The organism is Candidatus Latescibacter sp. IFSED24 (assembly GCF_058273205.1).
This window is the reverse complement of the sequence record NZ_CM177850.1, coordinates 458,208-474,902: the sequence shown is the minus strand read 5'-3', so window position 1 is coordinate 474,902 and position 16,695 is coordinate 458,208. Positions and strand designations below refer to the sequence as shown.

Annotated in this window: 15 protein-coding genes; 6 read left to right on the top strand and 9 right to left on the bottom strand. The window is 68.6% G+C overall.

Going from position 1 to position 16,695, the window contains the following annotated elements; translation table 11 throughout:
* Positions 1 to 14: 14 nt before the first annotated feature.
* The 6 genes from IFSED24_RS01850 to IFSED24_RS01825 form a co-directional block, all read right to left on the bottom strand.
* Positions 15 to 1,508 (bottom strand): alpha,alpha-trehalose-phosphate synthase (UDP-forming), encoded by a 1,494-nt coding sequence (locus IFSED24_RS01850; RefSeq protein ID WP_491333532.1) that lies wholly within the window; start codon positions 1,506 to 1,508, stop codon positions 15 to 17.
* Positions 1,505 to 2,287: a trehalose-phosphatase gene (gene otsB / locus IFSED24_RS01845; RefSeq protein ID WP_491333531.1), complete on the bottom strand. Its 783-nt coding sequence runs from the start codon at positions 2,285 to 2,287 to the stop codon at positions 1,505 to 1,507. Before otsB ends, IFSED24_RS01850 begins: the two co-directional genes overlap by 4 nt.
* Positions 2,287 to 3,528 (bottom strand): glycosyltransferase, encoded by a 1,242-nt coding sequence (locus tag IFSED24_RS01840; RefSeq protein ID WP_491333530.1) that lies wholly within the window; start codon positions 3,526 to 3,528, stop codon positions 2,287 to 2,289. Before IFSED24_RS01840 ends, otsB begins: the two co-directional genes overlap by 1 nt.
* Positions 3,525 to 4,205 (bottom strand): DUF5752 family protein, encoded by a 681-nt coding sequence (locus tag IFSED24_RS01835; RefSeq protein ID WP_491333529.1) that lies wholly within the window; start codon positions 4,203 to 4,205, stop codon positions 3,525 to 3,527. Before IFSED24_RS01835 ends, IFSED24_RS01840 begins: the two co-directional genes overlap by 4 nt.
* 122 nt (positions 4,206 to 4,327) lie before the next feature.
* Positions 4,328 to 6,460, bottom strand: a complete 2,133-nt coding sequence (locus IFSED24_RS01830; RefSeq protein ID WP_491333528.1) for a (Fe-S)-binding protein — start codon at positions 6,458 to 6,460, stop codon at positions 4,328 to 4,330.
* Between the two features lie 91 nt (positions 6,461 to 6,551).
* Positions 6,552 to 7,226 carry an NTP transferase domain-containing protein gene (locus IFSED24_RS01825; protein WP_491333527.1) on the bottom strand — a complete coding sequence of 225 codons (675 nt, stop codon included), beginning with the start codon at positions 7,224 to 7,226 and terminating at the stop codon, positions 6,552 to 6,554.
* A 287-nt stretch (positions 7,227 to 7,513) separates the two neighbouring features.
* Between IFSED24_RS01825 and IFSED24_RS01820 the strand changes: the two genes are divergently transcribed.
* Genes IFSED24_RS01820 through IFSED24_RS01795 form a run of 6 tightly spaced genes read left to right on the top strand, consistent with a single transcriptional unit; the run spans position 7,514 to position 12,939 of the window.
* The gene (locus IFSED24_RS01820; protein WP_491333526.1) at positions 7,514 to 7,918 is read left to right on the top strand and encodes a CoA-binding protein; all 405 of its coding nucleotides are present in this window, start codon (positions 7,514 to 7,516) and stop codon (positions 7,916 to 7,918) included.
* A gap of 31 nt (positions 7,919 to 7,949) precedes the next feature.
* Complete coding sequence (locus tag IFSED24_RS01815; protein WP_491333525.1) at positions 7,950 to 8,927, top strand: GDP-mannose 4,6-dehydratase; 978 nt, start codon at positions 7,950 to 7,952, stop codon at positions 8,925 to 8,927.
* Positions 8,924 to 10,243, top strand: coding sequence for a UDP-glucose dehydrogenase family protein (locus tag IFSED24_RS01810; RefSeq protein ID WP_491333524.1), 1,320 nt, complete (start codon positions 8,924 to 8,926; stop codon positions 10,241 to 10,243). Before IFSED24_RS01815 ends, IFSED24_RS01810 begins: the two co-directional genes overlap by 4 nt.
* A 12-nt stretch (positions 10,244 to 10,255) precedes the next feature.
* Positions 10,256 to 10,711: a dTDP-4-dehydrorhamnose 3,5-epimerase family protein gene (locus tag IFSED24_RS01805; RefSeq protein ID WP_491333523.1), complete on the top strand. Its 456-nt coding sequence runs from the start codon at positions 10,256 to 10,258 to the stop codon at positions 10,709 to 10,711.
* 24 nt (positions 10,712 to 10,735) lie between these two features.
* Positions 10,736 to 11,875, top strand: a complete 1,140-nt coding sequence (locus IFSED24_RS01800; protein WP_491333522.1) for a DegT/DnrJ/EryC1/StrS family aminotransferase — start codon at positions 10,736 to 10,738, stop codon at positions 11,873 to 11,875.
* A 41-nt stretch (positions 11,876 to 11,916) separates the two neighbouring features.
* The gene (locus IFSED24_RS01795) at positions 11,917 to 12,939 is read left to right on the top strand and encodes a hypothetical protein (protein ID WP_491333521.1); all 1,023 of its coding nucleotides are present in this window, start codon (positions 11,917 to 11,919) and stop codon (positions 12,937 to 12,939) included.
* Here IFSED24_RS01795 and IFSED24_RS01790 read toward each other — a convergent pair.
* Genes IFSED24_RS01790 through IFSED24_RS01780 form a run of 3 tightly spaced genes read right to left on the bottom strand, consistent with a single transcriptional unit; the run spans position 12,936 to position 16,617 of the window.
* A complete protein-coding gene (locus IFSED24_RS01790) occupies positions 12,936 to 13,871 on the bottom strand; it encodes a dihydroorotate dehydrogenase (RefSeq protein ID WP_491333520.1) in 936 nt (311 codons plus the stop codon). The genes IFSED24_RS01795 and IFSED24_RS01790 overlap by 4 nt on opposite strands.
* Complete coding sequence (locus tag IFSED24_RS01785) at positions 13,868 to 14,653, bottom strand: iron-sulfur cluster-binding protein (RefSeq protein ID WP_491333519.1); 786 nt, start codon at positions 14,651 to 14,653, stop codon at positions 13,868 to 13,870. The genes IFSED24_RS01790 and IFSED24_RS01785 overlap by 4 nt, the downstream gene beginning before the upstream one ends.
* Positions 14,654 to 14,700: 47 nt before the next feature.
* Positions 14,701 to 16,617, bottom strand: a complete 1,917-nt coding sequence (locus tag IFSED24_RS01780; RefSeq protein ID WP_491335084.1) for a tetratricopeptide repeat protein — start codon at positions 16,615 to 16,617, stop codon at positions 14,701 to 14,703.
* Positions 16,618 to 16,695 lie beyond the last annotated feature (78 nt).

Genomic DNA, 16,695 nt, shown 5'->3' with positions numbered 1-16,695 from the left:
CAGGAATACCCCGATCAGGCTTCCGACGCAAGGGGCTCGGTGCCTGGGAAGAACTCGTCGACCGTGGGGAAGTCCTTCAGACGTCGCTGCAGCGCGGCATGGAGGAACCGGTCGACCCACCAGAACACATCCTGCTTGCGGACGTTCCGCTGCAGGCCCCGCATGCGCCGCTGACGCTCCTCCTCGGACATGTTCAGTCCCTGATGGATGGACTCGGCCATGCCCACGATGTCGTGGGGATTGAACATGAGCGCGTGGCGATGCATCTGGGCCGCCGCCCCGGCGAACTCGCTCAGCAGCAGCACGCCCTTGCCCTCGAGATCGCAGGCGCAGTACTCCTTGGCCACCAGGTTCATGCCGTCCTTCCAGGGCGAGGCGATGAGCATCTCCGCGGTGCGGTAGTAGGCCAGCAGCTCGACACGGTCGAGGTGGCGGTAGTGGTAGTGGACAGGAACCCAGCCGGGGCGGGAGAACTCGCCATTGATCTCGCCCACCAGGCGTTCGATCTCCTGCTTGAGCTGATCGTACTCGGCGATGTCCCAGCGGCTGGGGACCACGACCTGGACCAGCGTCACCCTGGTTCTCAGTTCGGGCCAGTGACGCAGCATGTGCCGGAAAGCCTGGAGCTTCTCGGGAACGCCCTTGGTGTAGTCGAGCCGGTCGACGCCCAGGATGATCTGGCGTTCCGGATAGTTCTCGTGCAGGTACCAGGCGCGCTCGGCCACCTCCTCGGCGGCGGCGTCGCGGGCGAATCCTGCGGCGTCGATCCCGATGGGGAAGACCCCGATCAGGGTCTGACGTTCCTCGAAATCGATGGTGGTGCGGCCACCCTTGGTCTGGGCGCGGGCGCGCTCAGGCAACAGCGTCCGCACGCAGCGCACGAAATTCCGCCGGTCGCGCTGGGTCTGGAAGCCGACGAGGTCGTACTGGAGAAGATCCTCCAGGATCTGCAGCCGCCAGGGCAGCTTGAGGAAGACGTCCGCCGGCGGGAAGGGGATGTGCAGGAAGAAGCCCAGGCGCTGCTGGACTCCCGACCGACGCAGGTGCTGGGCGACCTGGATCAGGTGATAGTCGTGGATCCAGACGAAGTCGCCCTCCTGGACCTGCTGCTCGATGGCCTGGGCGAAGCGGCCGTTGATCTCCTGGTAGACGTGCCAGGCCTCGGGCATGAAGTGGCTCCGCGAGGGCAGGTCGTGGAAGAGCGGCCAGATCGCGCCGTTGGCCAGGACCGTGTAGAAGAGGTGCTTCTCGCGGGCGTCCATGAACACCGGGGCCAGATCGTAGCCGAAATCGGTGGCGGCCTCGGTGATGGCTCGCCGGAGGTCCTCGCTCTCCAGCTCGGTGGTCCCGGGCCAGCCGACCCACAGGCCCCGGCGATTCTTGAGCACCGGCTCCATGGCCGTCACCAGGCCGCCCGAGCTCGCATGGACCTCCCAGCGCCCCTCGTGCTGGTCCATCACCAGCGGCAAGCGGTTCGAGACGATGAGCAGACGTCTGGCTTCGGTCATGATGGGGTCCTCCTGCAGGTGGCGAGCCAGCGTTCGAAAAACGCGATCAGCTCAGCCGGCGGTGTCAGCCGCGCCCGGGCTGCGGTGGGCCGGTCGTCCGCATTCACCAGCAGGGGCAGTCCCCGCGCTTCGGCGGCCAGCACGGCGAAGGCATCCTCGTCGGTGCGGTCGTCCCCCAGGTAGGCGACCACCGTCCCGGGATCCATGCCGGCCATGATGCTCGTCAGGGCGCGGCCCTTGTCCCACAACGTACAGCGCAATTCCAGCCCGGCGGCGAACTCGAGCAGCGCCAGGTCCTCGCCCTCGGCATAGGACGCGAGCAAGGCCCTCGCCTCGGCGGCCAGGCGCTCGGGGTGGTCGGCGCCGCGCCAGTGCAGCGCCAGGCTGGCGTGCTTACGCTCGACCAGTTCCCCTGGCCAACCGGCCGCGTCGATGGCCTGCTGGGCCGAGTCCAGGGCCACGGCGGCCTTCCGCGGCAAGGGATGCTGGTGCAATCGGCCCCGGGCGTCGATGCTCTCCCAGCCGTGATTGCCCCAGGCCTCCAGCGGAGGCTGAAGGCCAAGCAGACCCGACACCTCCGCCGGCGGACGTCCTGAGAGCAGGACCAGCCGGGTTCCGGTCTCGTCGCGGATCCTGGCCAGGAGCGCGGCGACTCCGGGATAGGGCACGGCCTCGTCGCGCTGGCGCCGGAATGGCGCCAGCGTGCCATCGTAATCCAGCGCCAGCAGCGTGGCCGGCGCCGCACCGAGACCGGTCCAGAACTCCGCCGGCACCACCATCAGGCCACCTCGATGCGCTCGGCCCGGCCCTTGAGGAGGCAATGGAACAGCGTCAAGTACTCCACCAGGTGTCGGGTGAGCAGGTAGTGCTCCTGGACGAACGCGTGGGCACGGCGCCCCATGCGTTCGCGCTCCCCGGCATGGGACAGCAGGTAGCGCATGCGCAGGGCCGCCCCCTCGGGAGTGTCGACCAGGAAGCCGGTCTGGTGGTCATGGACCTGGAGCCTGATCCCGCCCACGTTGCCTCCGATCACCGGCTTGCCCTTCCAGAGACCCTCGGTGACGGTCAGTCCGAAACCCTCGCGGATGGATTTCTGCAGGATCAGATCGCTGGCCCGCTGGAGCGCGTTGATGGTGCGGTGGGCGTCGCCGGGCAACAGCAGGATGCGGATATCCGGATCCTGACCCGCCGCCGCCTGGACCTCGCGCAGCATGGCGGCGCCCTCGGGGTCGTCACTGGCCTCGCCGCCGGCGAGCACCAGCTGCAGACCGGGCACATATTCGCGCACCAGATGGAACGCCTGGATCACGCCCACCGGGTCCTTGAACCGGTCGAAGCGGCTGACCTGGGTGACGAGGAAGCGCTCGGGGTCGAGGTTGAACTGCTGACGCACGGCCGTGATCTCGGACTCGTCGAGGTCGATGTTCTTCTCGGCCAGCGGGTCGATGCTCGGCGGGATCAGGTAGCACGGGTGCGGCAGCCGCCGGGCGAACGACGGCAGCGAGAAGATGCTGGCGTCGTAACCGGCCACGTGGGGCAACAGGTACTTCCAGACCGGTCGGTGCGGACGACTGAGGTCGATGTGGCAGCGCCAGACCCAGCGGCCCCGACGATCGGGGACATGCCCCAGCAACGGGGCCGGCTGCGGATCGTGGATCACCACGAGGTCGGCGTCCTGGAGCGTGGGTCGCAGGATCTCCGCGTTGTGCGTGTTGATGTCCTCGTACGCGCGCAGCTGGACCTCTGTCGGTTCCACGGGGAAACCCTGCAGGGCGTTGTGGAAGGTCTTGGTGCACGCGAAGAACGGTTCGTCCCCGGTGATCACCTCCCAGGAGGTCTCCAGGCCCAGTTCCTGCATGAACGGCACGAGCTTGTTGAGGATCTCGGCCACGCCGCCCCCGACCCGGGTCGAATTGACATGGACGACCTTGAGTCCGGCCAGCGGTCGGGCCAGACCGCGCAGCTGCTCGATGACATCCTCGCCCACCACGCCGGCATACTGCTCGAGAAGGCTGCTCATCCGGTCACCTCCTGCAGTCCGGCCGACACCGCGTCCAGCACCTGTTGCTTGAGCTTGACGAGCGAGCCCTGGAAGGGGTCGACCATGGCCAGCCGGTCGGCCACCGGGCGATAGCGACCGCCATCGAGGCCGGCGACCCAGGCGCGCAGATCGTCGAGGCCATCCTCGCGACGCCGCCGGGCATCGACGAAGTGGTAGAAGATGGAGCTGCGGCTGAAGCGGGGCAGCGCCGTGGGCAGATCGGCAGGATCGGCGATCTTCTGGCCGGTGGGCAGCACCACGATCCGGGCCGAGAGGAAATTGAATTGCCGGTCGCGCTCCACCCAGAGAGGGCGATCGAGGGCGTCCAGCCGTTCCTCGCAGAGCTCCACGAGTTCCTCGCGCAGGTCCTCGATGGTGGCGTAGCTCACCGGATCCACCATGGCCAGCCGTTCGGCGAGGATGCCATCGCGCAGTTCTCGCCCCACCCAGACGGCGAAATCGTTCAGATATTCGGGATCGTCCAGCGCGGGCCGCAAGAGCCCGCCCCAGAAGTGGTAGTAGATGCTGGCCGCGTCCACCTCGAGCAGGGCATCGCACAGCTCGCGCAGGCTCTGCACCGCATGGCCGGTGGTCCTTGCCAGGATGGCGCATTCCATCACGCCGAATGGGTCGGTTCTGGTCTCGAGGGGTGTCATGGGTCTCCCTTCGTTGCATAGATACGGGCGCTTGCCCTCCCAACTTAGTCAAAATACGTAACTTGACAAACGAAGACGGCCACCCCCGGCGGGGCGGCCGTCCAGATCGGAACCGGTCCAGGTCAGCTCGTCACGGGTGGATCCCCGTCCTCTTCGGGTGCGGGCCCGGCGTCCTCGACACGGTCCGGCGCGGTGTCCGCCGCCGGCGACGGCGGCTCGACCGGCACGGCAGGATCCCCGTCCTCGACCAGGTTGTCGGCGATCACCTCGGCGATATCGCGCACCCGCATGCTCTCCTGCCGGTCGGTCTCCTTGACCGCATCCTCGAGCATGGTCAGGCAGAACGGGCAGCTCGCACAGACCTCGCTGGCCCCGGTCTGCGCCGCCTCCTCGATGCGGTTGTGGTTGATGCGGGTGCCCAGATCCTCCTCCATGAACATGCGCGCGCCGCCGGCGCCGCAGCAGAAGCCGCTGCGGCGCGACCGCGGCATCTCGGTCTGGCTGAGCCCGGGCACCGCGGCCAGGACCTGGCGCGGCGCGTCGTATTCCTCGTTGTGGCGGCCCAGGTAGCACGAGTCGTGGAAGGTGATCTCGTGAGCGGCCTCGGCCGACACCTGCAGACGGCCCTCTGCGAGGAGGTCGCGCAGGAGCTGGCTGTGGTGCACCACCTCCACGCCCTCGAGGCCGAAATCGGGGTACTCGTTCTTGATGGTGTTGAATCCGTGGGGGCAGGCGGTGAGCACCTTGCGGACCGCGTACTTCTGCAGCTGCTGGATGTTGTGCTGGGCCTGCATCTGGAAGAGGTACTCGTTGCCCGCGCGCCGGGTGGCGTCGCCGCAGCAGCCCTCCTCCAGGCCCAGGATGGCGTAGTCGATCCCGGCCGCCCGCAGGCAGCGGACGAGGGCCTTCATGACCTTCTGGTTGCGGTCGTCGAAGCTGCCGGCGCAGCCCACGAAGAGCAGCCACTCGGCCTCGCCCTTGTCGCGGAGTCGGGGCACGTCCAGCCCCTCGCACCAGTCCTCGCGGGCCTGGCTGCTGACGTTCCAGGGGTTGCTGTTGGTCTCCATGCCGCGCATGGCGTTCTGGAGCGCGGCGGGCATCTTGGCCTCGGTCATGGCCAGGTAGCGGCGCTGGTCGACGATGTTGGGCACGTGGTCGATCTGCACCGGGCAGTGCGCCATGCAGTAGCCGCAGGTGGTGCAGGCCCAGAGCACATCCTCCTCGATGACCCCTCCGGGCAGGGTCGCACGCTCGATGGAACCCGCCAGCGCCTTGACCTCGGCGTCGTTGCCCTTGCTCTTGAGGCGGCCCATGGCGGCCAGCTGGTCGGCGATGCCGTAGACATGGTCGCGCTCGTCGCAGATCAGCTCGCGCGGATGCAACGGCTTGTCGGTGGTGTGCGTGGGGCAGCCGGTGTTGCAGCGCCCGCACTCGGTGCAGGTGTACATGTCCAGCAGGCGGCGCCAGCTGAAATCCTCGACCTTGCCCACGCCGAAGCTCTCGGCACCCTCCGCCATGAGCTTCTCCAGGTCCAGCTTGTCGAGCTTGCCGGACGGAGTGAGCCGCTCGGTGAACACCGCGGGCAGCGCAGTCAGCACGTGGAAGTGCTTGCCGAAGGGCAGGTAGTTCAGGAAGGCCAGCACCAGCCCCACGTGCAGCCAGAAGTTGAGGTGGTGCCAGAAATGGAGCGCTCCCTCGGACTGGCCCGCGAACAGGGGCATCAGCGCCGTGGCCACCCAGGCCCAGCCCTGCTCGACGTGGTCGCCGGGCAGGTTGAACTTGGCGGCATCGCCCAGGAGGTCGGTCAGCATCAAGAGGCCGATCCAGCCCAGGATCAGCACCGCCTCTCCGCTCTGCTTGAGCCGGGCCGGGCGGGTGACCAGACGCCGGGCCAGTCCGTAGACGACGGCCGCCAGCACCAGCACCTCGAAGAGGTTCTGCACCACCAGGTAGCCCTCATTGAAGCCAGGAATCCGCCAGTCGGCGTCGAAGCCGCGGAAGATGAGGGTCAGCGTGCGGAAGGCCACCACCAGGAAGCCGGCGAAGATGGCCGCGTGCATCCAGCCTGCGCCCTTTTCGTAGAGCAGCTTGCGCTGGCCGAAGCCGACCTCGAGCAGCGCTTGCAGACGCCGGCCCAGGTGGTCGAGCCGGTTGTCGGGCTGGGCCGCCCGCAGGACATCGAGACGACGGATCATGGTGGCGGTGAACAGCGCCAGCGCCGCCACCAGCAGGATGAGCATGGCCAACGGACCCATGGAATGAACCCTCCGGAGAATTAGGGTCAGGAACGGTTCGAAACCGTGTCGACCACTATAGCATGGGATCCACAGGCCGGAAGATCAAAGGCTAGCTCGCCGCACCCACCCGTTCGCGCTCGGCGAGCAGCGCCCGGCAGACCGCCAGTCCGGCCGAGCCGTCGGCGACCACCGCCTCGGCGGGTTCGGTCTCCAGGGGGGCGATGCGACCGCCGTGCCGGCTGCCGGTCCGCAGGAAGGTGGCAGCGCTGAGCAGGTAGAAGCCGCCATCTTCCACCAGCCAGGGGACGTCGCCCTCACGGGCATCCAGGCCGGGCCGGCGGGCGGGGTCGAAGTACGGTACCAGGCCCATGTCGGAACGCTGCCACAGGAGCGCCGACTCGCGGTGGCAGCTGAAGACGCAATCGGCCCCCTCGCGCAGGACCAGGGTCAGGGCCTGGGCCAGGCGCCCGGGCCGGCGCAAGGGCAGCAGGGGATCGATGGCCAGGACATGGTCGCAGGTGCCGCCATCTTCCGAAAGGGCCTGTTCGATGGCCGCCTCGAGGGTCGTGGCGTCAGCCGGACGCAGCAGGTGATCGCAACCCAGAGCCTTCAAGGCGCCGTCGGGCGCGCTCGCGGGCAGGCTGACCACGGTCCGTTCGGGACCCGCCTCGCGCACCGTCCGCACCGCCCGCTGCAGCAGGGTCTCCCCCCCCAGGGCCTGCCGCGCCGCCTTCGTCGATCGTCCATCGCACCCCACGGTGATCAGCGCCATCAGTGTCCGCACGCTCTCGCCTCTCTCCGGGCTGTGGCACGGCCTGTGCCGTCCCGCGATCATTCTGGACAATGCTCATCCGGACCGGTACATTGGCGCGGTTCGGCCATGTTTGCGGCAGATTCTGCCTGCCGTCCCGGATGTCATCGCGATGTCTGAAATCTGGCCTTCCGGATCCTGGCCGCGTTCCGTGCCCGTTGGCGGCCTCCCAGCCGACCCGACTCGCCCACGTGGGCCGACCAAGGGTCCGGCCCTGACGAGAATCTTTGCAAGAACGGGCCCAGCCCCGAGGAACACCCATGGACGATGGTCAGCTCAAGGCACTCCTCACGGACATGAAGCGCGTGGCGGTGGTGGGGATCTCCCCCAAGGAAGACCGCGCCAGCCATGGCATCGCCCGCTGGCTCATCGGCCTGGGCGTCGAGGTCGTGGGGGTCAACCCGGCCCACGACGAGATCCTGGGCGTGCCGGTCTATCCCGACCTCGCAGCCGTGCCTGGACCGGTGGACATCGTCGACATCTTCCGCCGCAGCGAGACCGTGGGGCCCATCGTGACCGCCGCATTGGCTCGCGGCGACGGCACGATCTGGATGCAGGAAGAGGTGGTCAACGAGGAGGCCGCAGCCGAGGCCGCCGCGGCCGGGGTTCCCGTGGTCATGGACCGCTGCCTCTACAAGGAATGGTTGCGGCTGCTCAACGGCTGAGCCGCGGCCCGTCGGAGGGGATCCCACCCGCATGTCCGAATCTCCTGTCCTGGTAACGGGGGCCTGTGGCTTCGCCGGCCGGCATCTGGTGGCCGACCTCCTGGCCGCCGGACGGACCGTCCACGGTCTCGACCGGCCAGGAGCCGGCGACGGCCAGCGCGCGCCGGACTGGCTCCGGCACCGGCGCGAACTGGGCACCGGCGTCCCCGGGCAGGCGACCGAACTGGCCGACCTGCTCGCCGACGAGCGGATCGCCGCGGTCTACCACCTCGCGGGCCAGAGCTCGGCCGGCGCCAGCTTCGCCGACCCCGTCGGCACGATCCACGCCAACCTGCTGGGCACGCTCGAGTTGCTCGAAGCCCTGCGCCTGCTCGCCGATCGGGCCGCCGCTGTGCCGCGGCTTTTGGTGGTGGGATCGGGCGAGGAGTACGGCCGGGCGGCCTCCGGACGCCCCTGCCGCGAGGACGATCCGCTCCTGCCCGTGTCGCCCTACGGCACCAGCAAGGCCGCGGCGACCCAGCTCTGCCTCCAGTACCATCGCAGCTTCGGGCTGCCGGTCCTGCCGGTCCGGGCCTTCAACCACACCGGTCCGGGACAGGACCAGCGGTTCGCCTTTCCCTCGTTCGCGGCCCAGATCGCCGCCATCGAGGCCGGTCGCGCCGAGCCCGTGCTGCGCACCGGCGACCTCTCACCCCGCCGCGATTTCCTCGACGTCCGCGACGTCGCGACCGCATACCGGACCCTGGTCGAGGAGGCCGAGCCCGGGATTTTGTTCAATGTCTGTTCGGGCTCGGCATTGACGATCGAGGGCGGACTGAAGATACTTCTGGGGTTGTCCAGCGCCCGGATCGAGGTGGTCCGGGACCGGACCCGCCTGCGACCGGTGGAGGTCCCCTGCCTGGTGGGGGACCCCACGCGCCTTCGTGATGCAACCGGCTGGCAGCCACGCCACGCCATCGAGGATACGCTGCGCGACCTCCTGGAGGCCGCGAGGAAGGAATTGTCTTGAGCCGTATCTGCATGATCGGAACCGGATACGTGGGGCTGGTCTCCGGCGCCTGCATGGCCGACTTCGGCCACCAGGTCACCTGCGTCGACATCCTGCCCGAGCGCATCGCCGCCATCGAGGCCGGCGAGATGCCGTTCTACGAGCCCGGGCTCGACACCCTCGTGGCCAAGAACGTGGATGACGGGCACCTGAGCTTCACCACCGACCTGAAAGCCGGCATGGACGCCGCCGACGTGGTGTTCATCGCGGTCCAGACCCCGCAGAGCGAGGGCAGCGGCGAGGCGGACCTGAGCTACATCTGGCAGGTCGGCCAGCAGATCGGCGAACGCCTGGACAGCTACAAGGTCATCGTGACCAAGAGCACCGTCCCGGTGGGCACCGCCCGCAAGCTCAAGCAGATCATCACCGACGCGCTCCCCGCGCCCGTGGCCTTCGACATGGCCAGCAATCCGGAGTTCCTGCGCGAGGGGTCGAGCATCGAGGACTTCATGCGCCCCGACCGCGTGGTCATCGGCACCGAGAGCGAGCGGGCCGAGCAGCTGATGCGCGAGATCTACCGGCCGCTCTTCCTGCTCGACACGCCCATCGTCCACTGCCCGCGCATCGAGACCGCCGAGCTGATCAAGTACGCCAGCAACAGCTTCCTCGCGGTGAAGATCAGCTTCATCAACGAGATCGCCACCCTGGCCGACAAGGTGGGCGCCGACGTCTCCCAGGTGGCCAAGGCCATGGGCCTGGACCGGCGGATCGGCGGCAAGTTCCTCCACGCCGGCCTCGGTTTCGGCGGCAGCTGCTTCCCCAAGGACACCCACGCGCTGTGCCACATCGCCCGCCAGCACGGCGAGCACGCCTCCATCGTCGAGGCCGCCATCGCGGTCAACAGCGGCCTGCCCGCCCGCGCCGTGGCCAAGGCCAGCGAGATGCTGCCCGACTTCGCCGGCAAGACCGTGGCGCTGCTCGGGCTCGCCTTCAAGCCCAACACCGACGACATCCGCTGCGCCGGCAGCCGGCAGATCGTCGCCATGCTCGAGGAGCGTGGCGCCAGCCTGCGCGTCCACGACCCCGTGGCCATGGACAACTTCCGCCGGGTCTATCCCGACCTCACCTACTGCAAGAATGCCTACGAAGCCTGCGAGGGGGCCGACCTGGTCATCCTGGTCACGGAGTGGAACCAGTACCGCCAGCTCGATTTCAACCACCTCGGCGAGATCATGAACGGTCGTCGCTTCCTCGATTGCCGCAACGTGTATTCCCACGCCTACGCCCAGGGCTTCGACTTCGACTACCGCAGCTTCGGCCGCCCCCACCTGGGCTGAGAGGACCAAGTCATGATCGACGGCGCGCAGATCAAGCAGCTCAAGGTGATCCCGGACGAACGGGGCTTCCTCTACGAGATGCTGCGCAGCGACGACCCCTTCTTCCAGCAGTTCGGCCAGTGCTACCTCACCGCGGTCTACCCCGGCGTGGTCAAGGGCTGGCACTGGCACAAGCTGCAGACCGACCACTTCGTGTGCGTCAAGGGCATGGCCAAGGTCGTGCTCTACGATCGCCGCGAGGATTCCCCCACCCGGGGCGAGGTCAACGAGTTCTTCATGGGCGAGCGCAACCCCATCCTGCTGGTGATCCCCAAGGGGGTCCTCCACGGCATGAAGGGCATCGGCACCGAGACCGCCATGATCGTCAACCTGCCCACCCATCCGTACAACCACGACGAACCCGACGAGTTTCGTGTCGACCCCCACGACACCGCCATTCCCTACGACTGGGACCAGAAGGATTTCTGAACCGTCGTGGATTGAAAGGATCCCATGTCTACCCAGAAGAAGCAGCGCATTTCCCGCTATGACCTCGTGACGCCCATGCAACCGCTCAAGGACCAGATCATGGCCGACTTCGAGCGGATCCTCATGTCGGGCCAGTATATCCTGGGCGAAGAGGTCCATGCGCTGGAGCGCGAGATGGCCGACCAGTGCGGCGTGGCCGACGCCGTGGGCGTGGCCAGCGGCTCGGAGGCCCTCTACCTGGCGCTGGCCATGGCCGGCGTGCGTCCGGGCACCGAGGTGATCACCACGCCTTACACCTTCGAGGCCACCATCGAGGCCGTGATCATGCTCCACGCCCGGCCGGTCCTGGTGGACATCAAGCCGGACGACCTGAACATCGACCCGGCCAAGATCGAGGCCGCCATCACGCCGCGCACCCGGGCCATCCTGCCGGTGCACATCTTCGGCGCGCCGGCCGACATGGACCCGATCATGGACATCGCGGCCAAGAACGACCTGCAGGTCATCGTGGACATGGCCCAGGCCTGGGGTACGCTCTACAAGGGCCGCCCCTGCGGCAGCATCGGCCGCATGAGCACCCTCAGCTTCTACCCCACCAAGAACCTGCCGGGCATCGGCGACGGCGGCCTGATCTTCTGCCGCGAGCAGGCCGACGCCGACCGGATCCGCCAGCTCCGCGGCCACAAGGCGCTCTGGATCAACAAGAACCTCTATTGCGGCTGGAACAGCCGGCTCGACGAGATCCAGGCCATGGTCGTCCGGCACCGCCTCGCCAATTTCCACGACGAGCAGCGCGACCGCGACCAGGTCGCCGCCGCCTACGACGCGGTGATCCCCAAGCAGAACCGCCTCGCCGTGGAGGACCTGGGCCAGGGCACCAAGGTCACCTACCATCAGTACTGGGTCCGCTGCAAGGCACGCGACCGGCTCCAGCACCGCCTCGACAGCGAGGGCATCGACACGGGCATCTACTACGACCCGCCCTTGAACCATCATCCCCTCATGGAGTACTGTCGCATCGCCGGCAGCCTGGAAGTGGCCGAAGTCGCGGGGCGCGAGATCCTGACCCTGCCCATTCACGCGGCTTTACCCTTTGCCCAGGCCGAGAGAATCGGTAAGCTGGTGGCGGAGTTCCTCGGACGTCAGGAAGAGGCCGCGGACTGAAGGTCGCGGCCTCGCCCCACCCCCCATGTGGAGGCTAGGCAGTGACCGCCAAGGTCGTCAGTTTCGGATGCCTGAACACCCAGCTTTCCAAGGACCAGACCCAGGTCCTGATGGATCGCCTGAACGAGGCCAACCCACGCCTCGAGACTCGCCTGCAGGTGGTGCCGTCGCCGGTCACCGAGGAGCAACTCGAGAGCGAGTCGTTCCTCGCCGCCAGCACGGCGGAGATCGAGCACCTCGAGGACCAGTTGCTGGCCGGTGAATTCCGCCTCGCCGTGGTCCGAGCCCTCGACATGGTGCTGCCGCTGCGCGAGGGGCTGGCCTACGCCGCCATCCCGGCGCGCGACACGCCCTTCGACGCCTTCCTCACCCGCCAGAACGCCATCATCGACGACATGCCCGAGGGATCGGTCATCGGCGTGCTGAACCTGCGCTCGCGCACCCAGATGCAGGCGCTCTGGCCCGAGCTCGACGTGCAGCTGCTGCGCGGCGGCATGCAGGCCGCGCTGGAGGCGCTCCTGCGGCGCTGCGACCTGGATGGCCTGGTCGCCCCCGCCGCCGTGGCCGAGCACCTCGGCCTGCAGAGCATCGTGGCGGAGATCTTCAATCCCGAGATGATCCTGCCCAGCGGCGGCCAGGGTGTCCTGGTGGTGCTGGGTCGGGCGGACGACGTCGAGGCGCGGGAACTCCTGGCGCCCCTGCACAGCGAGGCCACGCAGCGCGAGATGGAGGCCGAGCACGCGTTCCTGCAACGCTTCGCCAGCGATCTGGAACTGCCGGTGGGCGTGCTGGCCCGCTGCACCGGCGGCCGCCTGATCATCTCCGGCTCGGTGGGTTCCTCCAACGCCGCAGCCGCGGCGCTCCAGGTACGCGAGGGCCCCGCCGACCAGGCCATGGCTCTGGGCACCGAGCTGGCCGAATCGATCCTCCAGAGCGACCAGGCGCTGATCGGCCTGCTCGAGGCCGAGTTCCCCGAGGGGTTGCCCGCGGACGTGGACGAGGAGGAAGAGGTCGACCCCGACGTGGCGCTGCTGCGCGAGTTCCCCGAGCTGGAGGACGATTAGCCCTGGCCCGACGCGACCAGCGTGGCCAGTTCCGCGGCCACCCGGGCCGCCGCGAACGGATCGCACATCTGCGCCGTCCCCACCTGGACCGCCGCGCACCCGAGCGCGAAGAACTTGAGCGCATCGCTGGCGTCGGCGATGCCACCCACACCCACCACCGGCACCCCCACCTCGCGCACGATCTCGTCGACCTTGGCCAGGGCGATGGGCTGGATCGCCGGTCCCGAGTAGCCGCCGAAGCGGCGCGGCAACGCGGGCTGGCCCGTTTCGAGGTCCACATCCAGGCCGACCACGGTGTTAATGGCCGCCACGGCATCGCAGCCCGCCTCGGCGGCGGCGGCGGCCAGCGGCGCGATGCGCGCCACGTTGGGGGTGAGCTTGGCGATGAGCGCCCGGTCTGGCAAGTGCGGCCGTGCGGCGGCCACGCAGGCCGCCACGGTCTCGGGGCTGCTGCCGAAATCGTGCCCGCCCTCGGCCACGTTGGGGCAGCTCAGATTCAGTTCGACGCCGTGCCAATGCGTCATGTTCCGGCCCAGGGCGTGCAATTCCGCCACCATGGGGCCGAACTCCTCGGGCCGGGTGGCGGCCAGGCTGACCACCGTGGGCACCTCCAGCCGCTCCAGCTCGGGCAGCACCTCGGCCAGGAACGCGGCGAAGCCCACGTTTTCCAGACCGATGCTGTTGATGGCGCCGTGCTGCAGTTCCACCAGGCGCGGCATGGGGTTGCCCGACCGCGGCTGGGGCGTGACGGTCTTGGTGACCACGGCCCCGATCCCCTGGTAGGGCGTGGGCAGATCCTCGGCGGCGATCTCGTGACCGCTGAGCCCGTAGGCGAAGCAGCCCGACGCGGTCCAGATCCGTCCCGGCAGCTCACGGGGCCCCAGGGTGAACGGACGACACACCGGTGTCTGGAACCAGGCGGGACGGTTCACGACGCACCTCCGGGGTGGGAAGCGCTGAAGCGGTCCCAATCGAGTTCGTCGGCCGAGAACACCGGCCCCTCGGTGCAGCTGGTGGCGTTGCGCCAGCCGGCGAGGTCGTCGCTGAGGACGGGCACCACGCAGCCCTTGCACACGCCGTAGCCGCAACCCATGTGTTCCTCGAGCGAGATGTGGCACGGCCAGCCGCGCTCCCGGGCCAGGGCGGCCGCGGCGCGCAGGAGCGGAGTCGGGCCGCACGACAGCACGTGGCGCGGCCGGGGGTCGTTCTCGGCCGCGAGCAGGGTGCGCGCGAGGTCGGTGACCAGGCCGTGGAACGCGACGCGATCGGCGGGCATGTCGTCCGGCCGATCCACGCTCACCTGCCAGGGCTCGGGCAGCAATCTCCAGGGCACGTCGCCGCCGTCACGACCACCGAAACAGGCCATGTCACCCGGGCGTCCATGCCGCTCCCACCAGGCCTGCAGCGGCGGCAGGCCCACACCGCCAGCGAGCAGGAGCATGGGCGTGTCGGTGGTCGGAGCGGGGAAGGGCCGGCCCAGCGGGGCCAGGCACTCCACGGTCGCGCCCACCGCGAGGTCGGCCAAAAGCGCCGTACCCCGGCCCACCACCCGGTAGAGAAACGAGATGAGCTTGCCCTCCACCGCGAGGACGCTGAAGGGTCGCCGGAACACCAGGCGTCCCGGTCCGGTGAGGTTGAGCATAGCGAACTGGCCCGGGGCGAAGTCGATGGCCCGGGGTAGTTCGAGGTCGAGGCGCAGGAGGCCACGGGACACGGGCGCGTTCGCGGACACGCGGCCAGTGAGGTCCCAGGTGGCGGTTTCTAGAAGTCCCACCGTTGCGGCTTCTCCTTCTTGGGCTCCTCCTCCGGCTCGGGCTCCGGTGGAAGCGCAGTGGTATCGCTGACAGTCGGTGCGGGTTCGGTCTCTGGTGGCAGCGTCAAGGTATCGAGCACCGCCGGGCGTGTGGTCATGGTCTCGGGAGCGGTACTGAAATCGGCCACGGTGTCGCGGGGTGCGTCGCCCGCCGCGAAGCTCAGAGTCTCTCCGGGGGCCACCGCCGGGCTGACCTCGGCCGCCACCGCGGCGCGGGCGGCAGCCTCCGCGGCCTGACGCTGTTCGAGCCGGAGCCTGGCGGCCGGCGGCGGTGGATAGATCAGGGGATCTCGCCTTTGCAGATAGATCAGCCGGCGGCGGAGGCCGAACCTGGTGGGACTCTCCTCCGTGGTCTGGGCGCCGAGCAGGTCGCTGGCCGATGCCACCAGACCCTGGTCGGCTCGCTGGGCGGCCAGGCGCGCCGACTCCTGGGCCAGCAGGAACGCGAGCAAGTCGCTGTCCTCGCCGCTGCGCGCCTCGTAGGCCTGCGGCGAATCCGGGAAACGCCGGTCAAGCTCGGCTGCGAAAACCGCCGCCGAGTCGGGATTGTCCAGGTAGGCCGCCTGGACCAGCATGGCGCCATAGAGGGCCCGCGGCGCGATGGTGCTGTCGGCGGCGGTGTCGGCGGCCACGGCGGTGTAGAGGTCGTAGGCCTGGTGCACGCGGTCGAAGCCGAAGAGCAGCGAGTTGGCCTGCAGCAACCGCAACCGGGCGGCCCGAGGTGGCTCGGCGTCGGGCAACTGACCCGCCGCGGCCAGATAGTCCCGGATGGTGCCCAGGAGCCGGCGCGTCACCTCGGGTTCCTCGAGCAGGTTGGACCCGGTCACCGCCTCCTGGAAGTATTCCTTGGCCTTCTCCAGGTCCTCGCGTTCGAGGTAGGCATAGCCCAGCATCTCGGCGCGCACCGGCTTGACCTCACGCGTGAGCTGCTCATCGGGCATACGCTCGAGCATGGCCATGGCGTCGCCATCGCGCCCCTGGGCGAAGAGGCTCTCCGCTTCGATGAGCTGCACATCCCCCTGCTTCTGATAGATCTCCGCCTCCATCTTGAGGGTGCGGATCAGCGCGTCGGCCCCCTCGTGATCGCCCAGCTGGACCAGGCAGCGCGCCAGCAGCATGCGCGCCCGGAACACGCGGTCGGCCTTGCTGGAACGGTCGAGGACGTTCTGCAGCACCGGCACCGCCTCCTGGTAGCGCTCGAGTTCCCAGTAAGCCTCGCCCAGGCGGATGCTGCTGTCGTCCCAGTTCTCGGAGTCGGGGAAGCGTTCGAGGTAGCGGTGATAGGCCGTGATCGCGTCTTCCCAGTCCTCCAGGGTATAGGCGTTGTCCCCGCTGGCCTGGAGGGCATCGGACTGGAAACGGCTCTCGGGGTACTGCCGCTCGAGGCGGTCGAGCAGATCCTGGCTGCGGCTGGCGTCGCCGAGCATGAGAAAGTTGACCGCCTGCAGGAAGAGCGCCTCCTCGAGGAACGGGGTCTGGGGGAAGTTCACGAAGAGCAGGTCGAGCTTGCGGATCGACATGCGGTAGCTCGCGAGCCGCTGGTAAGACTTCCCCTGCAGAAAGAGCGCGTCGTCGGTGAGGCTGTTGCCGGGATAGCGGTCGAGGATCTTCTGGGCCTTCTGGATGGCCCGCTGGTACTTCTGCTTCTGATCGCCGGAGACCTTGGCCACGTCCTCGCCGGATTTGAGCTTCTCCTCGCGCTGACGTTCGGCGTCGTCGAACGCCTTCTCGGCGTTGTAGAACGTGTTGTACTTGGCGCAGCCGCTGGCCAGGATCAGCGCTAGGGGAATCAGCAGCGCCAGCGTCTTGACCAGGCGGCGGGCGGCTCCCCTGAAAGCAGCCGCCGGTCCCGAAGTGTCTTGCATCGTGCTCAAACCGCGCTGCCTTTCGCCCACAGGATTCAGGGGGGTCCTGCAGCGTCGTTTCGTGGACTGAGGCGTGGA

Bases quoted from the DNA above. Each gene is read 5' to 3' on its own strand.
- IFSED24_RS01800 (WP_491333522.1), top strand. From the start codon at position 10,736: ATGTCTACCCAGAAGAAGCAGCGCATTTCCCGCTATGACCTCGTGACG.
- otsB (WP_491333531.1), bottom strand. From the start codon at position 2,287: ATGGTGGTGCCGGCGGAGTTCTGGACCGGTCTCGGTGCGGCGCCGGCC.
- IFSED24_RS01850 (WP_491333532.1), bottom strand. From the start codon at position 1,508: ATGACCGAAGCCAGACGTCTGCTCATCGTCTCGAACCGCTTGCCGCTG.
- IFSED24_RS01835 (WP_491333529.1), bottom strand. From the start codon at position 4,205: ATGACACCCCTCGAGACCAGAACCGACCCATTCGGCGTGATGGAATGC.
- IFSED24_RS01840 (WP_491333530.1), bottom strand. From the start codon at position 3,528: ATGAGCAGCCTTCTCGAGCAGTATGCCGGCGTGGTGGGCGAGGATGTC.
- IFSED24_RS01815 (WP_491333525.1), top strand. From the start codon at position 7,950: ATGTCCGAATCTCCTGTCCTGGTAACGGGGGCCTGTGGCTTCGCCGGC.
- IFSED24_RS01780 (WP_491335084.1), bottom strand. From the start codon at position 16,617: ATGCAAGACACTTCGGGACCGGCGGCTGCTTTCAGGGGAGCCGCCCGC.
- IFSED24_RS01805 (WP_491333523.1), top strand. From the start codon at position 10,256: ATGATCGACGGCGCGCAGATCAAGCAGCTCAAGGTGATCCCGGACGAA.
- IFSED24_RS01820 (WP_491333526.1), top strand. From the start codon at position 7,514: ATGGACGATGGTCAGCTCAAGGCACTCCTCACGGACATGAAGCGCGTG.
- IFSED24_RS01830 (WP_491333528.1), bottom strand. From the start codon at position 6,460: ATGGGTCCGTTGGCCATGCTCATCCTGCTGGTGGCGGCGCTGGCGCTG.